This window comes from Streptomyces sp. NPDC051051 (genome assembly GCF_040682975.1).
Taxonomy (GTDB): Bacteria; Actinomycetota; Actinomycetes; order Streptomycetales; family Streptomycetaceae; genus Streptomyces.
In genome coordinates this window covers 1-14,378 of the sequence record NZ_JBFBCB010000069.1, presented here as the reverse complement: position 1 = coordinate 14,378, position 14,378 = coordinate 1, and the positions used below count along the sequence as shown (strand labels likewise).

The following is a 14,378-nucleotide window of genomic DNA, read 5'->3' as shown; positions in this document are numbered from 1 at the left end:
ACGGTTCCACCCTATCCAGCCGCGGACAGGGCGAAGGGCCCCGTCCGTACACCGGACGGGGCCCTTCTGGGGTGCGTGGCGACGCAGTGATCAGTGGTGGCCGTGGCCGCTCGTGATCTCCTTGTACTCCTCGACGGTCGGCTTGGCGATCTGGCTCTCCTCGCCGTAGTACGCGTTGCTCAGCTTGACGCGCACCTTCTCGGCACGGTTCACCTTGCGCTCGACGCCGTTCTCGTCGACCGTCGGGCCGATCTCGGCGGGCTTGTACTGCTCGTGCGCGGTGAGCGTGTAGAGCGCCTCCTGGCTGAGCGGCTCGTGCACCTCGATGAACTCACCGTGCGGCAGGCGCTTGATGGTGCCGGTCTCGCGACCGTGCAGCACCTTGTCCTTGTCGCGGCGCTGGAGGCCGAGGCAGATCCGCTTGGTGATCACGAAGGCGACGACCGGTCCGGCGAAGAAGCCGATCCGGACGAACCAGGTGACCGCGTTGATCGACAGGTGGAAGTGGGTGGCGAAGATGTCGTTGCCACCACCGACCAGCATGATCAGGTAGCCGGTGACCCAGGCGACACCGAAGGCCGTACGGGTCGGGGCGTTGCGCGGGCGGTCCAGGATGTGGTGCTCGCGCTTGTCGCCGGTGACCCAGGACTCGATGAACGGGTACATGGCGATCACACCGAGGAACAGACCGAACAGCACCAGCGGGACGAACACGCCCATGACCAGCGTGTGGCCCCAGAAGTTGATCTCCCAGCCCGGCATCGCGCGGATCAGGCCCTCGGCGAAGCCCATGTACCAGTCGGGCTGGGCGCCGGTGGACACCTGGTCCGGACGGTAGGGGCCCAGCACCCAGATCGGGTTGATGGACGCGATGCCGGCGATGGCCGCGATGGCGCCGAAGACCAGGAAGAAGAAGCCTCCGGCCTTGGCCATGTAGACCGGCAGCAGCGGCATGCCGACGACGTTCTTGTTGGTGCGTCCGGGACCCGCGAACTGGGTGTGCTTGTGGTAGAAGACCAGGATCAGGTGGCCGACCACGAGCCCGAGCATGATGCCCGGCAGCAGCAGGATGTGGATCGAGTAGAACCGCGCGACGAAGTCGCCGCCCGGGAACTCCCCGCCGAACAGGAACATCGAGATGTACGTGCCGACGATCGGCACGGACAGGATCGCGCCCTGCGTGAAGCGGACACCGGTGCCGGAGAGCAGGTCGTCCGGGAGCGAGTAGCCGGTGAAACCGGTGAACATGCCCAGGACGAACAGCAGGAAGCCGAACAGCCAGTTGATCTCGCGCGGCTTGCGGAAGGCGCCCGTGAAGAAGACGCGCATCATGTGCACGAACATGCCGGCGAGGAAGATGACCGCGGCCCAGTGGTGGATCTGCCGGATGAGCAGACCACCGCGCACATCGAAGGAGATGTGCATGGTCGAGTTGAAGGCCTCGGACATCAGCTGGCCCTGCAGCGGGACGTAGCTGCCGTGGTACTCCACCTCGTTCATCGACGGGTGGAAGAACAGCGTCAGGTACACACCCGTGAGGATGATGATGATGAAGCTGTAGAGGCAGATCTCACCGAGCATGAAGGACCAGTGGTCCGGGAAGATCTTGCGCATGTTGGCCTTGGCCAGGGAGTAGATCCCCAGGCGGCCGTCGGCCCAGTCGGCGACCCGCTCGCCCGCGGGCGCCTTGCGGCGGTCGTCCTTGTTGCTCATCCGCGCTCCCAGAAGGCAGGACCGACGGGCTCTTCGAAGTCGCCGAGCGCCTCGAGATAGCCCTCGTCGTTCACGCCGATGCGCAGCTGCGGCAGGGCGTGACCGGCGGGACCGAAGATCACTCGGGCACCGTCGGACAGGTCGAAGGTGGACTGGTGGCAGGGGCACAGCACGTGGTGCGTCTGCTGCTCGTACAGGGAGATCGGGCAGCCCACGTGGGTGCAGATCTTCGAGTACGCCACGATGCCCTCGTGCGACCACTCGAGCTCGCGCTTGTCCTTGATGTTGTCCGGCTGGATGCGGACGATCATCAGGGCGGCCTTGGCGATCTCGGTCTGGAAGTCGTGGTCCTCCTCCTCCAGGCCTTCCGGCTTGGCGAAGGTGAGGGAACCGACGGCGACGTCCGAGGGACGCAGCGGCTCGTTGGTGTTCATGTTGACGAGCAGCTTGCCCTTGGCCCACCGCGTGTGCCGCAGCTTGTCCTCGGGCAGCGGACCGAGGTCGCGCAGCAGGACGACGCCGGAGAGCGGGAACAGGGCCAGCGCACCGAACATCGTGTTGCGGATCAGCTTGCGGCGGCCCAGCGCGGACTCCCGGGCGCCGTCCCGGAAGTCGGCCATGACCTTGGCCTTGACCTCGGGCGCCGCCTCGATCGCGTGCCGCTCGTCGGCGATCTCCACGTCGGACATCAGGGTGCGGGCCCAGTGGACCGCGCCCGCGCCGATGCAGAACAGGGCCGCGCCGAGCGTCAGGCCGAGCGCGAGGTTCAGCGCGCTGATGTGGCCGAGCGGGAAGATGAAGACCGACTTGTCGTGCGGGATCGCCACGTAGGAGGCGATGAAGCCGACGGTGGCCAGCATCGACAGCGTGAACAGGAAGGCGACCGCACGCTCGGACCGCTTGGCGGCCCGCTCGTCGATGTCCTGCACGCGGTGCTCGTGCGGCGGCAGCCCGGGGTCGGCGAACGGGTTCTTCTCGTCCGCGACGCCTACGGCTCCGTGGGCGTGATCCTGCTCAGCGGGCAGGTTCTCTTCTGGGATGTCTTGGCTACTCATGACTTCTTGGCCTTTGCGGTCCGGGCGGCGACCCACACGGCGACGGCGATCAGCCCGCCGAGACCGAAGATCCAGCCGAAGAGGCCCTCGCTGACCGGCCCGAGGCCGCCCAGCTCAAGACCGCCGGGGCTCTCCGAGTCGGAGCTGTTGACCGCGTCCAGGTACGCGATGATGTCCTTCTTGTTCTGCTCCGACATGGTGGTGTCGGGGAAGGAGGGCATGTTCTGCGGGCCGGTCTGCATGGCCTCGTAGATGTGCTTCGGGTCCACGCCCTCCAGCGAAGGCGCGTACTTGCCCCGGGTCAGGGCGCCGCCCTTGCCGGTGAAGTTGTGGCACTGGGCGCAGTTGGTGCGGAACAGCTCACCACCCTTGGCGATGTCCGCGCCCTCGGGGCCGTACTCGGCCTCGGTGGGGACGGCCGGGCCGGCGCCGAGCGAGGCGATGTACGCGGCGAGCTGGTCGATCTCGGCCTGCGTGTAGATGTTCTTCTTCTTGGGCACCTGGGCGCCCTGGGAGGTCGCGGCCGGCATCCGGCCGGTGGCGACCTGGAAGTCGACGGCCGCGGCGCCCACGCCGACCAGGCTCGGACCGTCGGAGGTGCCCTGACCGCCGGTGCCGTGGCAGCTGGCGCAGCCGACGGCGTAGAGCTTCTTGCCCTCGTCGATGGCGAGGGACTGTGCGGTTTCGTCTGCCTGCGCCTTGCTCGCGGGTGCGAACGCGGCGTACAGCCCCCCGGTGCATGCCAGCGCGAGGAGTAGGACGACGAGCGCCGCCATCGGATGGCGTCGTCGTACGGAGAGCTTTTTCACGGATTACCCCGGTGTCAGGATCTTCTGCGTCGATGCTTCTGGGACGGGTGCGGGATCGGGCCCGGCTACTTGATCAGGTAGATCGTGGCGAAGAGGCCGATCCAGACGACATCGACGAAGTGCCAGTAGTAGGACACGACGATGGCCGCGGTCGCCTGTTCGTGGGTGAACCTCTTCGCCGCGTAGGTGCGGCCGAGGACGAACAGGAAGGCGATGAGGCCACCCGTCACGTGCAGGCCGTGGAACCCGGTGGTCAGGTAGAACGCCGAGCCGTACGGGTCGGAGGAGAGCGAGAGCCCGTCCTTCTTGACCAGCTCGGTGTACTCGTACACCTGACCGCCGATGAAGATCGCACCCATCACGAAGGTGACGATGAACCACATTCTGAGCTTCTTCACGTCACCGCGCTCGGCGGCGAAGACGCCGAGCTGGCAGGTGAGGGAGGAGAGCACCAGGATCGTGGTGTTCGTCGCCGAGAACGGAAGGTTCAGCGCGTGCGCCATTTCCTTCCAGTGATCGGGACCCGTCACCGATCGCAGGGTGAAGTACATCGCGAAGAGGGCCGCGAAGAACATCAGCTCGGAACTCAGCCAGATGATGGTTCCGACGCTGGTGAGGTTCGGCCGATTGACCGACGGGTGCGCGTGCCCGGTGTCTACTGTCGTTGCTGTCGCCACGACCGACATTATGTCGGTCGCTTATCCCGCCCTCACTCCGGGGGGTGCCGTTCGGAGTGTTCGCACCTCGTGTACTGCCCGTATGGCCCATCGCAGGCGTGTTCCAACAGGTGTTGACGAGGTGCCCGGGGGAGTAGCATCCGCCCCATCGGTACCCCGAAGTTCCACTCCAATGACGCGGAGGAACCATGCAGGCGACCGCCACGGTGCTGGTCTACAGCGACGACGCCAACACCAGGGAGCAGGTGCTGCTGGCCGCCGGCCGGCGGCCGGCCCCGGACGCGCCCCTGGTCGAGTTCCTGGAGTGCGCGACGCCCGCCGCCGTGCTGACGGAGCTGGACCGGGGCGGGATCGACGTGTGCGTGCTGGACGGCGAGGCCGCGCCCATGGGCGGCATGGGGCTGTGCCGGCAGATCAAGGACGAGGTGTTCCGCTGCCCGCCGGTGCTGCTGCTCATCGGGCGGCCGCAGGACGCCTGGCTGGCGACCTGGAGCCGGGCCGAAGCGGCCGTGACGCTGCCGGTGGACCCCGTGGAGTTCGCGGAGGCCCTGGCGGCCCTGCTGCGCCGCCAGAGCCTCGTGGGCGCGTCCGAGGGCCCTGCCGGGACCTGAGCGCCGGGGGCGCGCTAGACGGCCGTCGGCCGGAGCCTCGAGGTGTCCTCCTGGATCTTCTGCTTGCCGGCCGTCAGGGCGCTGCCCTCGCGCCACTCCTTCCAGTCCAGGTTCCAGTCGCCGAAGCCGTTGCCGAAGGTCTCCATCGTGTCGCCGTCGCTGTTGACGACCTGGACGACGTCGCCCTCGCGGACGTTCTCGAAGAACCACTCGGCGTTCGCGGTGCTCATGCCCACGCAGCCGTGGCTGACGTTGGCGGAGCCCTGGGAGCCGACCGACCAGGGGGCGGCGTGGACGTACTCGCCGCTCCAGGTGACGCGGGTGGCGTAGTACACGGGCAGGTCGTACGACTCCGAGGAGCCCTCGGCGATGCCGACGGTGGTGCCGCGCATGCGTACGAAGTACTCCTTGCCCAGGACGACCTTGACGCCGTTGCGGGTCTCGAAGCCGGGCTTTCCGGTGGTGACGGGGATCTCCTTCACCTCCTCACCGTTGCGGTACAGCGTGAGGGAGTGCGCGGAGGCGTCGGTGACGGCGATGACGCGGTCGCCGATGGTGAGGGTGACGCCCTTCGACTTCCCGCCCCAGAGCCGGTCGCCGACCTTGATGCCGTCCAGGTTGCTGCGGACGCGAACGGTGGCGTGGGCGGGCCAGTAGTCCTTCGGGCGGTAGTGCAGCGTCTTGTCGTCCACCCAGTGCCAGCCGCCCTGCACGGAGGGCTTGGCGTCGACCTTCAGGGCGCGTTCCACCACGGCCCGCTGGGCGGGGTCCTTGATGGGCCGGCTCAGTTCGGCGGTGACGGGTCGTCCGACGCCGTAGGTGCCCGTGCCGGGGCCGAAGGTGACGGTCAGCCGCTGCTTGGCGGTGGGTCTGCCGGTGTCGAAGGTGAGGATTCGGCGGCCGGGGGCGCCGTCCTCGTCCTCGGTGCTCACCCGGACCGTGTAGCGGGCGCCTGCGGCGAGCGGCTCGGTGCTGTGCCAGCGGCGGCCGTCGGCGTCGAGTTCGCCCGCCACGTAGCGGCCTGTGGCGTCCAGGGCGGTGACGTCGGTGATCCGCTCGCCGGAGTCCTCCGCCCTGATCTCCAGGGGCTTGTCCGGGTCGGCCTTCCCGGCGTCGCCGCGGGGGACGTTGAACGAGATCCGGTCCGTGGCGTCGTAGGGGCGTGAGGCGAGCGGGTTGTCGTCCGAGCCGCAGGCGGTTGCGCCCGCTACCAGGGCGATCACCAGCAGCGTGCAGCTGACGACGGTGCGGGGGCGGGGTTCGTGGCTCATGGCTTCACGCTAGGGAGCAGCGTCAACCGCGGCGCGCTGGGTGACACGGACGGGCGACACCGATTACGGCAAAAGCAGGAGCCCGGGCACTCCTCACGGAGTGTCCGGGCTCTGCCGCGCGCGGCGTGTGCTACTGGGTGCGGTTCTCGCCGCGGTAGTACTCGAAGACCCAGCCCCACAGGCCGATGAGGATCAGCGGGGCGGAGAAGTAGAGCAGCCACCAGCCGACCGCGACCCCCAGGAAGGCGAAGGCGCCGCCGATGGCCAGGGAGAGCGGCTGCCAGCTGTGCGGGCTGAAGAAGCCCAGCTCGCCGGCGTCGTCCGCGACGTCCGCCTCCTTGTTGTCCTGGGCACCGGTGTCGACCCGCTTGGCGGTGAAGCCCAGGTAGAAGCCGACCATGATGGACAGGCCGAAGGCCAGGAAGAGGGCCGTCGTACCGGCCGGCTCCTTGGACCAGACGCCGTAGACGGTCGCCATGACGAGCAGGAAGACGCTCAGCCAGATGAACATCTTGCCCTGGATCTTCACTTGCCGGCCTCCTTGCTGCCCGCGACGGCGGCGGCGCCGTGACCGGCGTGCTCCAGCTGCTCGAGCGCTGCGATCTCCGGGTGGTGCAGGTCGAACGCCGGGGATTCACTGCGGATCCGCGGCAGGGTGAGGAAGTTGTGCCGCGGCGGCGGGCAGGAGGTCGCCCACTCCAGGGAGCGGCCGTAGCCCCACGGGTCGTCGACCTGGACCGGCTTGCCGTACTTGGCGGTCTTCCACACGTTGTAGAAGAACGGCAGGACGGACAGGCCGAGCACGAACGAGCTGATCGTCGAGATCGTGTTCAGGACGGTGAAGCCGTCGGCGGCCAGGTAGTCCGCGTAGCGGCGCGGCATGCCCTCGGCGCCCAGCCAGTGCTGGACCAGGAACGTGCCGTGGAAGCCGACGAACAGCGTCCAGAAGGTGATCTTGCCGAGGCGCTCGTCGAGCATCTTGCCGGTGAACTTCGGCCACCAGAAGTGGAAGCCGGAGAACATCGCGAAGACGACGGTGCCGAAGACGACGTAGTGGAAGTGCGCCACCACGAAGTACGAGTCCGAGACGTGGAAGTCCATGGGCGGCGAGGCCAGGATGACACCGGTCAGACCACCGAAGGTGAAGGTGATCAGGAAGCCGGCCGCCCACAGCATCGGGGTCTCGAAGCTCAGTGACCCCTTCCACATCGTTCCGATCCAGTTGAAGAACTTCACGCCCGTCGGGACGGCGATGAGGAACGTCATGAAGGAGAAGAACGGGAGCAGGACGCCACCGGTGACGTACATGTGGTGCGCCCACACCGTCACGGACAGACCGGCGATCGAGATGGTCGCGGCGATCAGGCCCATGTAGCCGAACATCGGCTTGCGGGAGAACACCGGGATCACTTCGGAGATGATCCCGAAGAACGGCAGGGCGATGATGTACACCTCTGGATGGCCGAAGAACCAGAAGAGGTGCTGCCACAGCAACGCGCCGCCGTTGGAGGCGTCGAAGATGTGGGCGCCGAACTTGCGGTCCGCCTCCAGGGCGAACAGCGCTGCCGCGAGGACCGGGAAGGCCAGCAGGACCAGGACACCGGTCAGCAGGACGTTCCAGGTGAAGATCGGCATGCGGAACATGGTCATGCCCGGTGCGCGCATGCAGATGATCGTGGTGATGAAGTTGACCGAGCCGAGGATCGTGCCGAAGCCGGAGAAGGCCAGGCCCATGATCCACATGTCGGCGCCGATGCCCGGGCTGCGGACCGCGTCCGAGAGCGGGGAGTAGGCGAACCAGCCGAAGTCGGCCGCACCCGAGGGGGTGAGGAAGCCGGCCACGGCGATCAGCGAGCCGAACAGGTACAGCCAGTAGGCGAACATGTTCAGCCGCGGGAAGGCCACGTCCGGCGCGCCGATCTGGAGCGGCATGATCCAGTTCGCGAAGCCGGCGAACAGCGGCGTCGCGAACATCAGCAGCATGATCGTGCCGTGCATCGTGAACGCCTGGTTGAACTGCTCGTTCGACATGAACTGCAGACCCGGACGGGCCAGCTCGGCGCGCATGAAGAGCGCCATCACGCCGCCGATGCAGAAGAACGCGAACGACGTCACGAGGTACAGCGTGCCGATCGTCTTGTGGTCCGTCGTGGTGAGCCACTTGACGGCGACTTCGCCGCGGCGCTGGCGCCGGACCGGCAGCTCGTCCTCATAGTGGGACCCTGCTGCGGCGGCACCCTGGGGTTCGTTGAGGATGCTCACAGGATGTTCGACTCCCGGTTCTTCTCGGGGCTCGTCTGCTCGATGCCGGCCGGAACGTAACCGGTCTGCCCCTTCTTGGCGAGGTCCTTCAGGTGCTGCTCGTAGCGCTCGGGGGAGACGACCTTCACGTTGAACAGCATCCGGGAGTGGTCGACGCCACACAGCTCGGCGCACTTGCCCAGGAAGGTGCCCTGCTTGTTGGGGGTCACCTGGAAGGCATTGGTGTGGCCCGGAATGACGTCCTGCTTCATCAGGAACGGCACCACCCAGAAGGAGTGGATGACGTCACGCGAGGTGAGGACGAAGCGGACCGTCTTGCCCTCGGGGAGCCAGAGGGTCGGGCCGGGGTTGTTGGTCTGCGGGTTCCGCTCACCGGGGGTGCCGCAGGTGTAGACACCGCCCGCGTCGGCCGGGAAGTCCTTCTTGTACCGGTCCGGGATCGCGGCCAGTTTCTTGTCGGACTTCGCGTCACCGGTGGAACCGTCGACGCTCTCGATGTAGTTGAAGCACCAGCTCCACTGGAAGCCGACCACGTTGACCGTGACGTCGGGCTTCTTCTCGAGGCTGAGCAGCTTCGATTCGTCGCGGGCGGTGAAGTAGAAGAGGACCGAGACGATGATGATCGGGACCACCGTGTACAGGGCCTCGATGGGCATGTTGTACCGGGTCTGCGGAGGTACCTCGACCTTGGTGCGGCTGCGCCGGTGGAAGAAAGCACTCCACAGGATCAGGCCCCACACCAGCACGCCGGTGGCCAGCGCGGCAGCCCATGAGCCCTGCCACAGGGAGAGGATCCGCGGAGCCTCTTCCGTGGTCGGGGTGGGCATACCAAGGCGGGGGAAGTCCTCGTATGTGCAACCGGTTGCGGTCGCAAGGACCAGGCCCGCGGTCAGTGCCTGCAGCAGCTTCCGCCGCATCGGGCGCCGCGGCGAGCGGTCGGAGCCGTTGGGACTCACGTAGCGCCTTCCCGAGAGTCTCGCCCGCGCGGTCGGCTGCGGCCTTCTCGCTGGTAGGTCGCCGCCCTGCGTCGGGCAGGGGTTTGGATGTTTATGCGGACCAAACCCTACTGGACGCGTTTTGGGGTCGCGCGGGGAGGGGTGGGCAACGCGCCGGGGGTCATGCCCAGGGGTGGGAGAGGGCCCTTAATCGCTCGGGGATGCGGCCTGTTGACGCGTGCGTGCGGGTTTGTGGCCGCTCGCGCCGTTCCCCGGCCCGCCGTCCCGCTCCCCCGCGCTCTACCGTTGCCGTGTGCCCTACTTCGACGCCGCCTCCGCCGCCCCGCTCCATCCCGTGGCCCGTCAGGCCCTGTTGGCCTCGCTCGACGAGGGCTGGGCCGATCCCGCCCGGCTCCACCGAGAGGGCCGCCGGGCCCGGCTGCTGCTGGACGCGGCCCGTGAGGCCGCGGCGGAGGCGGTGGGGTGCCGGCCCGACGAGGTGGTGTTCACCCCGTCCGGGACGCGCGCCGTGCACAGCGGCGTCGCGGGCGCGCTGGCGGGCCGGCGGCGCGCCGGACGCCACCTGATCGTGTCAGCGGTCGAACACTCCTCCGTGCTCCATTCGGCCGAGGCCTTCGAGTCGGCCGGCGGGACGGTGACCCGGGTGCCGGTGCTGCGGTCCGGCGCGGTGACCGCGGCGTCGTACGCCGGGGCGCTGCGGCCCGACACCGCGCTCGCCTGTCTGCAGTCGGCCAACCACGAGGTGGGGACCGAGCAGCCGGTGGCGGAGGTGGCCGAGGCGTGCCGGGAGGCGGGGGTGCCGTTGTTCGTCGACGCGGCCCAGTCGCTCGGGTGGGGGCCGGTGGCGGGGCCGTGGTCGCTGCTGGCGGCGAGCGCGCACAAGTGGGGCGGGCCGTCGGGGGTGGGGCTGCTGGTGGTGCGCAAGGGGGTGCGGTTCGCTCCTCAAGGGCCCGCCGACGAGCGGGAGTCGGGGCGCGCGGCCGGGTTCGAGAACATCCCGGCGATCGTGGCCGCGGTGGCGTCGCTGCGGGCGGTGCGGACGGAGGCGGCGGCCGAGGCGACGCGGCTGCGGGAGCTGACCGGGCGGATCCGGGCCGGGGTGGCGCGGTCCGTGCCGGACGTGGAGGTGGTGGGTGACGCGGAGCGGCGGCTGCCCGGGACCGTCACCTTCTCCTGTCTCTATGTCGACGGGGAGACACTGCTGCACGAGCTGGACCGGGAGGGGTTCTCCGTCTCCTCCGGTTCGTCCTGCACGAGCAGCACGCTCACGCCGAGTCACGTGCTCAGGGCGATGGGGGTGCTGAGCGAGGGCAACGTGCGGGTGTCGCTGCCGCCGGGGACGGCCGAGGAGGACGTGGAACGTTTCCTCGCCGTGCTGCCGGGCGCGGTGGCGGGGGTGCGGGACAAGCTCGGGGTGCCCGCGCCGACGGCCGTCACGGGGGAGGACGAGCTGGTCGTCGACGCCCTCGGCAAGCTCTGTCCGATCCCCGTCATCGAACTGGCGAAGGTCATCGGTGACGTGCCGGTCGGCGGCACCGTGCGGATCCTGGCCGACGACGAGGCGGCCCGGCTCGACATCCCCGCCTGGTGCCAGATGCGGGGGCAGGAGTACGTCGGCGAGGAGCCGGCGGACCGGGGCTCCGCCCATCTGGTCCGCCGGCTCGTCTGAGCCGGCTCCTGGTCGGCCCGGGTCAGCTCAGGTGCTTCTGGATCTCGGCGGCGGCCTCGTCGCCGTACGCCTTCGCGAAGCGGTCCATGAAGTGGGCGCGACGGAGCTGGTACTCCTGGGTGCCGACGGTCTCGATGACCAGGGTGGCGAGCATGCAGCCGATCTGGGCGGCACGCTCCAGGGAGACGTTCCACGCCAGGCCGGAGAGGAAGCCGGCGCGGAGGGCGTCGCCGACGCCGGTGGGCTCGACCTTGCGCTCCTCCTGCGGGCAGCCGACCTCGATCGGCTCCTCGCCGGCCCGCTCGACGCGCACGCCGCGGGCACCGAGGGTGGTGACGCGGTGGCCGACCTTGCCGAGGATCTCCTCGTCGCTCCAGCCGGTCTTGGACTCGATGAGGCCCTTCTCGTACTCGTTGGAGAAGAGGTACGTCGCCCCGTCCAGCAGGATGCGGATCTCCTCGCCGCCCATGCGGGCGATCTGCTGGGAGAAGTCGGCGGCGAAGGGGATGTTCCGGGAGCGGCACTCCTCCGTGTGGCGCAGCATCGCCTCGGGGTCGTCGGCGCCGATCAGGACCAGGTCGAGGCCGCCGACGCGGTCGGCGACGGTCTTCAGCTCGATGAGGCGGGCCTCGCTCATCGCGCCCGTGTAGAAGGAACCGATCTGGTTGTGGTCGGAGTCCGTGGTGCACACGAAGCGGGCGGTGTGCAGGGTCTCGGAGATGCGGACCGAGGCGGTGTCGACGCCGTGCCGGTCCAGCCAGGCCCGGTACTCGGCGAAGTCGGAGCCGGCGGCGCCGACCAGGATGGGCTTCGTGCCGAGCTGCCCCATGCCGAAGGCGATGTTCGCGCCCACCCCGCCGCGCCGTACGTCCAGCTTGTCGACCAGGAAGGAGAGCGAGACCGTGTGGAGCTGGTCCGCGACGAGCTGGTCGGCGAAGCGGCCGGGGAACGTCATGAGGTGGTCGGTTGCGATGGAGCCGGTGACTGCGATGCGCACGGCGTGGACTCTCCTGTGGGAGGTGGATTGACAGTTCACGCTACCCGGTCGACCGTGACCGTTGAAGCGGATGAAACTACCCGATAGTAGATCTTTCTTCGCGGCACCGACCGTGCATACGGTGCCGTTATGACGAACCTCAAGGTCCATGCGCCCGCTCCGGCCGATCTCGAAGGCGACCTGGCGTCGCTGCGGGGTGACTGCGCCCGGATGGCACCGCACTGGACCGCCCCGGAGGAGCGCGTGGCCCGTCCGGTGCCGCTGTCCCTGCTCCACGGCGTGACCGTCCCCGCGACCGCGGCCCGGCTGCTGGAGGTCATGCCGGAGTACGGCAACTGACGCGCGGCCTTTGCGGGCCCTTCTTTCGGCCGGGGCGCGAGCAGGGGAACCGTGCGCTCCCCCGCTGCGTCCCATCGCTGTCCCCCGTGAAGGGGATGTGAGGTACGACAGCGGCGCAGCCGAAGGAGCGATGCGGTGAACACCGAGCGACCCGACAACGACGACGCCGCACGCGGGCCGGAGGACGGACGCACCCCGCAGGACCGGGGTGCGCCGGAGGAGGCGCGTGCGGAGGAGGCCATGGTCGAGGAGACCGGGGAAACCGGGAAGATCGAGGCGAGCGGAGAGGCCGGGGCGGGGGCGCCTGGTTCCGGCCGGGAGGCGCCCGTCGACGCCCCCGGTCCGGCCGAGGAAGCGGGGAGTCCCGGTGCGGCCGACGCGGAGGAGCCGGCGGTCGGCCCGGTGGCCGACGGCGGCGCTCCCGCCGCTCCGGTGCCGCACCCGGGCCCCGACCCGCGGGACGAGGCCGAGGACGGCGGCGTCGGCCGCTCCCCCGGCGACGGCGCCTCCGCAGGCGGCCGCCGGCGCTCCGTCGCCCTCGTCGCCTCCGTCGCCGCCGCCGTGCTGCTCGTCGGCGGGGGTGGGGCCTGTCTCGCCTCCCGTGCGGGGGACGGCACCGGTGGCGGTGGCCGGACGCCCGCGGCGGGCGGTACTCCGCCGGCGCTCGTGCTGGACGACTACGCCCCGGCGCCGGCCCAGGGGAGCCCGCAGGGCATCGCGCCCGGGGAGCCGAACCCGTACGGGGTGACCTACCGGGCCGACGGCACCCTCCCGGCGGGCCCCGGCTCGGCGTCCGTGTACTGGGCGAAGGGCGAGGTCGCGCAGGCCGAGGTGGCCCGGCTGGCAGGCGCGCTGGGGGTCGAGGGCACCCCGGTGGCCGAGGGCCGGACGTGGCGGGTCGGTTCCGGGAACGACGGGTCCGGTCCGGTGCTCCGGGTGGAGAAGGGGGCGCCGGGCCTGTGGACGTTCAGCCGGTACTCCCCCGGCACCGACGCCTGCAAGAACGGCTCCGACGTCTGCGCGCCGGAGGCCACGGCCTCGTCCGCGGACCCGGTGAGCGAGGCGGCCGCGAAGAAGGCGGCGGCGCCGGTCCTGATGGCGGTCGGGCAGGACGACGCCACGCTCGACGCGGGCCAGGTCGTGGGCGCGCGGCGGGTCGTGAACGCCGACCCGGTGATCGACGGCCTGCCGACCTACGGCTGGACGACCGGCGTCACCGTGAGCGCCCAGGGCGAGATCGTCGCCGGCAGCGGCCAGGTGAAGGCACCCGCCGAGGGCGCGGCGTACCCCGTGCTGGGGGCGCGGGAGACGCTGGACCGGATGAACGCGGCGCCGGGGACCGATCCCCGTGCGGGCATCGGCGGCTGCGCCACGCCCGTGCCGGCGGAGGAACAGCCGGAGAGCCCGTGCGGGACGTCGGCCGGCGTGCCCCCGAAGGAGACGCTCACGGTCGAGGAAGCGGTGTTCGGGCTCGCCCCGCACGCCTCGGGCGGCCGGCAGGTGCTGGTGCCCTCCTGGCTGTTCTCGGTGCGCGGGGCCGGGGCGGGGGACGCCTACACGGTGACGCATCCGGCGATCGAGCCGGAGTTCCTGAGCGCGCCCCCGGCCGCCACGCCGTCCGCGGCGCCGACCTCGGGCACCGAGACCCGTGACGTGAAGGTCGACGGCTACACGGCCGAGGGCGACGAACTGGTCGTCGGCTTCACGGGCGGGGTGTGCTCCGACTACCGGGCGACGGCGGTGGAGAGCGGGGACCGGGTGAAGGTCACCGTGACCGAGACGCCGTGGCCGGACACCGTCTGCATCAAGATCGCCAAGTTCTTCCACCGGACCGTGCGGCTCGACGAGCCGCTGGGCGACCGGACGGTCGTCGGCTCGGACGGCGGGCAGGTCCCCCTGGAGAAGCCGGGGGCGCGGCTGCCCCGCTAGGGCGTGTTTCGAAAGTCCCGTCTGCCCGGCGACGCCTGGCACGCACGCTCGCCGCGTTGTCGGGGTCGCCCCGATACAACCAGTATCGGG

The 14,378-nt window shown here is 69.9% G+C and carries 13 protein-coding genes; 4 read left to right on the top strand and 9 right to left on the bottom strand.

The window, feature by feature from the left end:
• Positions 1-90: 90 nt before the first annotated feature.
• The 4 genes from AB0N31_RS33105 to AB0N31_RS33090 all read right to left on the bottom strand — a co-directional run bounded on the left by AB0N31_RS33105 (position 91) and on the right by AB0N31_RS33090 (position 4,263).
• On the bottom strand, positions 91-1,713 hold the full coding sequence (locus tag AB0N31_RS33105; RefSeq protein WP_366062198.1) for a cytochrome bc complex cytochrome b subunit: 1,623 nt from the start codon (positions 1,711-1,713) through the stop codon (positions 91-93).
• Positions 1,710-2,768 (bottom strand): Rieske 2Fe-2S domain-containing protein, encoded by a 1,059-nt coding sequence (locus tag AB0N31_RS33100; RefSeq protein ID WP_366062197.1) that lies wholly within the window; start codon positions 2,766-2,768, stop codon positions 1,710-1,712. Before AB0N31_RS33100 ends, AB0N31_RS33105 begins: the two co-directional genes overlap by 4 nt.
• The gene (locus AB0N31_RS33095) at positions 2,765-3,577 is read right to left on the bottom strand and encodes a c-type cytochrome (RefSeq protein WP_366062196.1); all 813 of its coding nucleotides are present in this window, start codon (positions 3,575-3,577) and stop codon (positions 2,765-2,767) included. The genes AB0N31_RS33100 and AB0N31_RS33095 overlap by 4 nt, the downstream gene beginning before the upstream one ends.
• A 65-nt stretch (positions 3,578-3,642) precedes the next feature.
• Entirely contained in the window at positions 3,643-4,263 is a 621-nt protein-coding gene (locus tag AB0N31_RS33090; protein WP_366062195.1) for a heme-copper oxidase subunit III, read from the bottom strand.
• A 179-nt stretch (positions 4,264-4,442) separates the two neighbouring features.
• Between AB0N31_RS33090 and AB0N31_RS33085 the strand changes: the two genes are divergently transcribed.
• The gene (locus AB0N31_RS33085; RefSeq protein WP_366062194.1) at positions 4,443-4,865 is read left to right on the top strand and encodes a hypothetical protein; all 423 of its coding nucleotides are present in this window, start codon (positions 4,443-4,445) and stop codon (positions 4,863-4,865) included.
• Between the two features lie 14 nt (positions 4,866-4,879).
• Here AB0N31_RS33085 and AB0N31_RS33080 read toward each other — a convergent pair whose 3' ends face one another.
• The 4 genes from AB0N31_RS33080 to coxB form a co-directional block, all read right to left on the bottom strand.
• Positions 4,880-6,136, bottom strand: coding sequence for an Ig-like domain-containing protein (locus AB0N31_RS33080; RefSeq protein WP_366062193.1), 1,257 nt, complete (start codon positions 6,134-6,136; stop codon positions 4,880-4,882).
• Between the two features lie 130 nt (positions 6,137-6,266).
• Complete coding sequence (locus tag AB0N31_RS33075) at positions 6,267-6,665, bottom strand: cytochrome c oxidase subunit 4 (protein WP_366062192.1); 399 nt, start codon at positions 6,663-6,665, stop codon at positions 6,267-6,269.
• The gene (gene ctaD / locus AB0N31_RS33070; protein WP_366062191.1) at positions 6,662-8,398 is read right to left on the bottom strand and encodes a cytochrome c oxidase subunit I; all 1,737 of its coding nucleotides are present in this window, start codon (positions 8,396-8,398) and stop codon (positions 6,662-6,664) included. Before ctaD ends, AB0N31_RS33075 begins: the two co-directional genes overlap by 4 nt.
• Positions 8,395-9,354, bottom strand: a complete 960-nt coding sequence (coxB, locus tag AB0N31_RS33065) for a cytochrome c oxidase subunit II (protein ID WP_366062190.1) — start codon at positions 9,352-9,354, stop codon at positions 8,395-8,397. Before coxB ends, ctaD begins: the two co-directional genes overlap by 4 nt.
• 292 nt (positions 9,355-9,646) lie before the next feature.
• Here coxB and AB0N31_RS33060 point away from each other — a divergent pair, with 292 nt between their 5' ends.
• Positions 9,647-11,023 carry an aminotransferase class V-fold PLP-dependent enzyme gene (locus AB0N31_RS33060; protein WP_366062189.1) on the top strand — a complete coding sequence of 459 codons (1,377 nt, stop codon included), beginning with the start codon at positions 9,647-9,649 and terminating at the stop codon, positions 11,021-11,023.
• A gap of 22 nt (positions 11,024-11,045) precedes the next feature.
• Here AB0N31_RS33060 and AB0N31_RS33055 read toward each other — a convergent pair whose 3' ends face one another.
• Positions 11,046-12,020 carry a carbohydrate kinase family protein gene (locus AB0N31_RS33055; RefSeq protein WP_366062188.1) on the bottom strand — a complete coding sequence of 325 codons (975 nt, stop codon included), beginning with the start codon at positions 12,018-12,020 and terminating at the stop codon, positions 11,046-11,048.
• Positions 12,021-12,149: 129 nt separating this feature from the next.
• On the opposite strand from AB0N31_RS33055, the gene AB0N31_RS33050 reads away from it, so the two are divergent.
• Together AB0N31_RS33050 and AB0N31_RS33045 are read left to right on the top strand one after the other, a co-directional pair.
• A complete protein-coding gene (locus AB0N31_RS33050) occupies positions 12,150-12,359 on the top strand; it encodes a hypothetical protein (RefSeq protein ID WP_366062187.1) in 210 nt (69 codons plus the stop codon).
• Between the two features lie 135 nt (positions 12,360-12,494).
• Positions 12,495-14,288 (top strand): hypothetical protein, encoded by a 1,794-nt coding sequence (locus AB0N31_RS33045; protein ID WP_366062186.1) that lies wholly within the window; start codon positions 12,495-12,497, stop codon positions 14,286-14,288.
• The last annotated feature ends 90 nt before the right edge of the window (positions 14,289-14,378 follow it).

What these genes read in the sequence shown, in the direction of transcription:
- AB0N31_RS33050 (WP_366062187.1), top strand. Translation starts at nt 12,150, where the DNA reads ATGACGAACCTCAAGGTCCATGCGCCCGCTCCGGCCGATCTCGAAGGC.
- AB0N31_RS33105 (WP_366062198.1), bottom strand. Translation starts at nt 1,713, where the DNA reads ATGAGCAACAAGGACGACCGCCGCAAGGCGCCCGCGGGCGAGCGGGTC.
- AB0N31_RS33085 (WP_366062194.1), top strand. Translation starts at nt 4,443, where the DNA reads ATGCAGGCGACCGCCACGGTGCTGGTCTACAGCGACGACGCCAACACC.
- AB0N31_RS33090 (WP_366062195.1), bottom strand. Translation starts at nt 4,263, where the DNA reads ATGTCGGTCGTGGCGACAGCAACGACAGTAGACACCGGGCACGCGCAC.
- AB0N31_RS33100 (WP_366062197.1), bottom strand. Translation starts at nt 2,768, where the DNA reads ATGAGTAGCCAAGACATCCCAGAAGAGAACCTGCCCGCTGAGCAGGAT.
- AB0N31_RS33080 (WP_366062193.1), bottom strand. Translation starts at nt 6,136, where the DNA reads ATGAGCCACGAACCCCGCCCCCGCACCGTCGTCAGCTGCACGCTGCTG.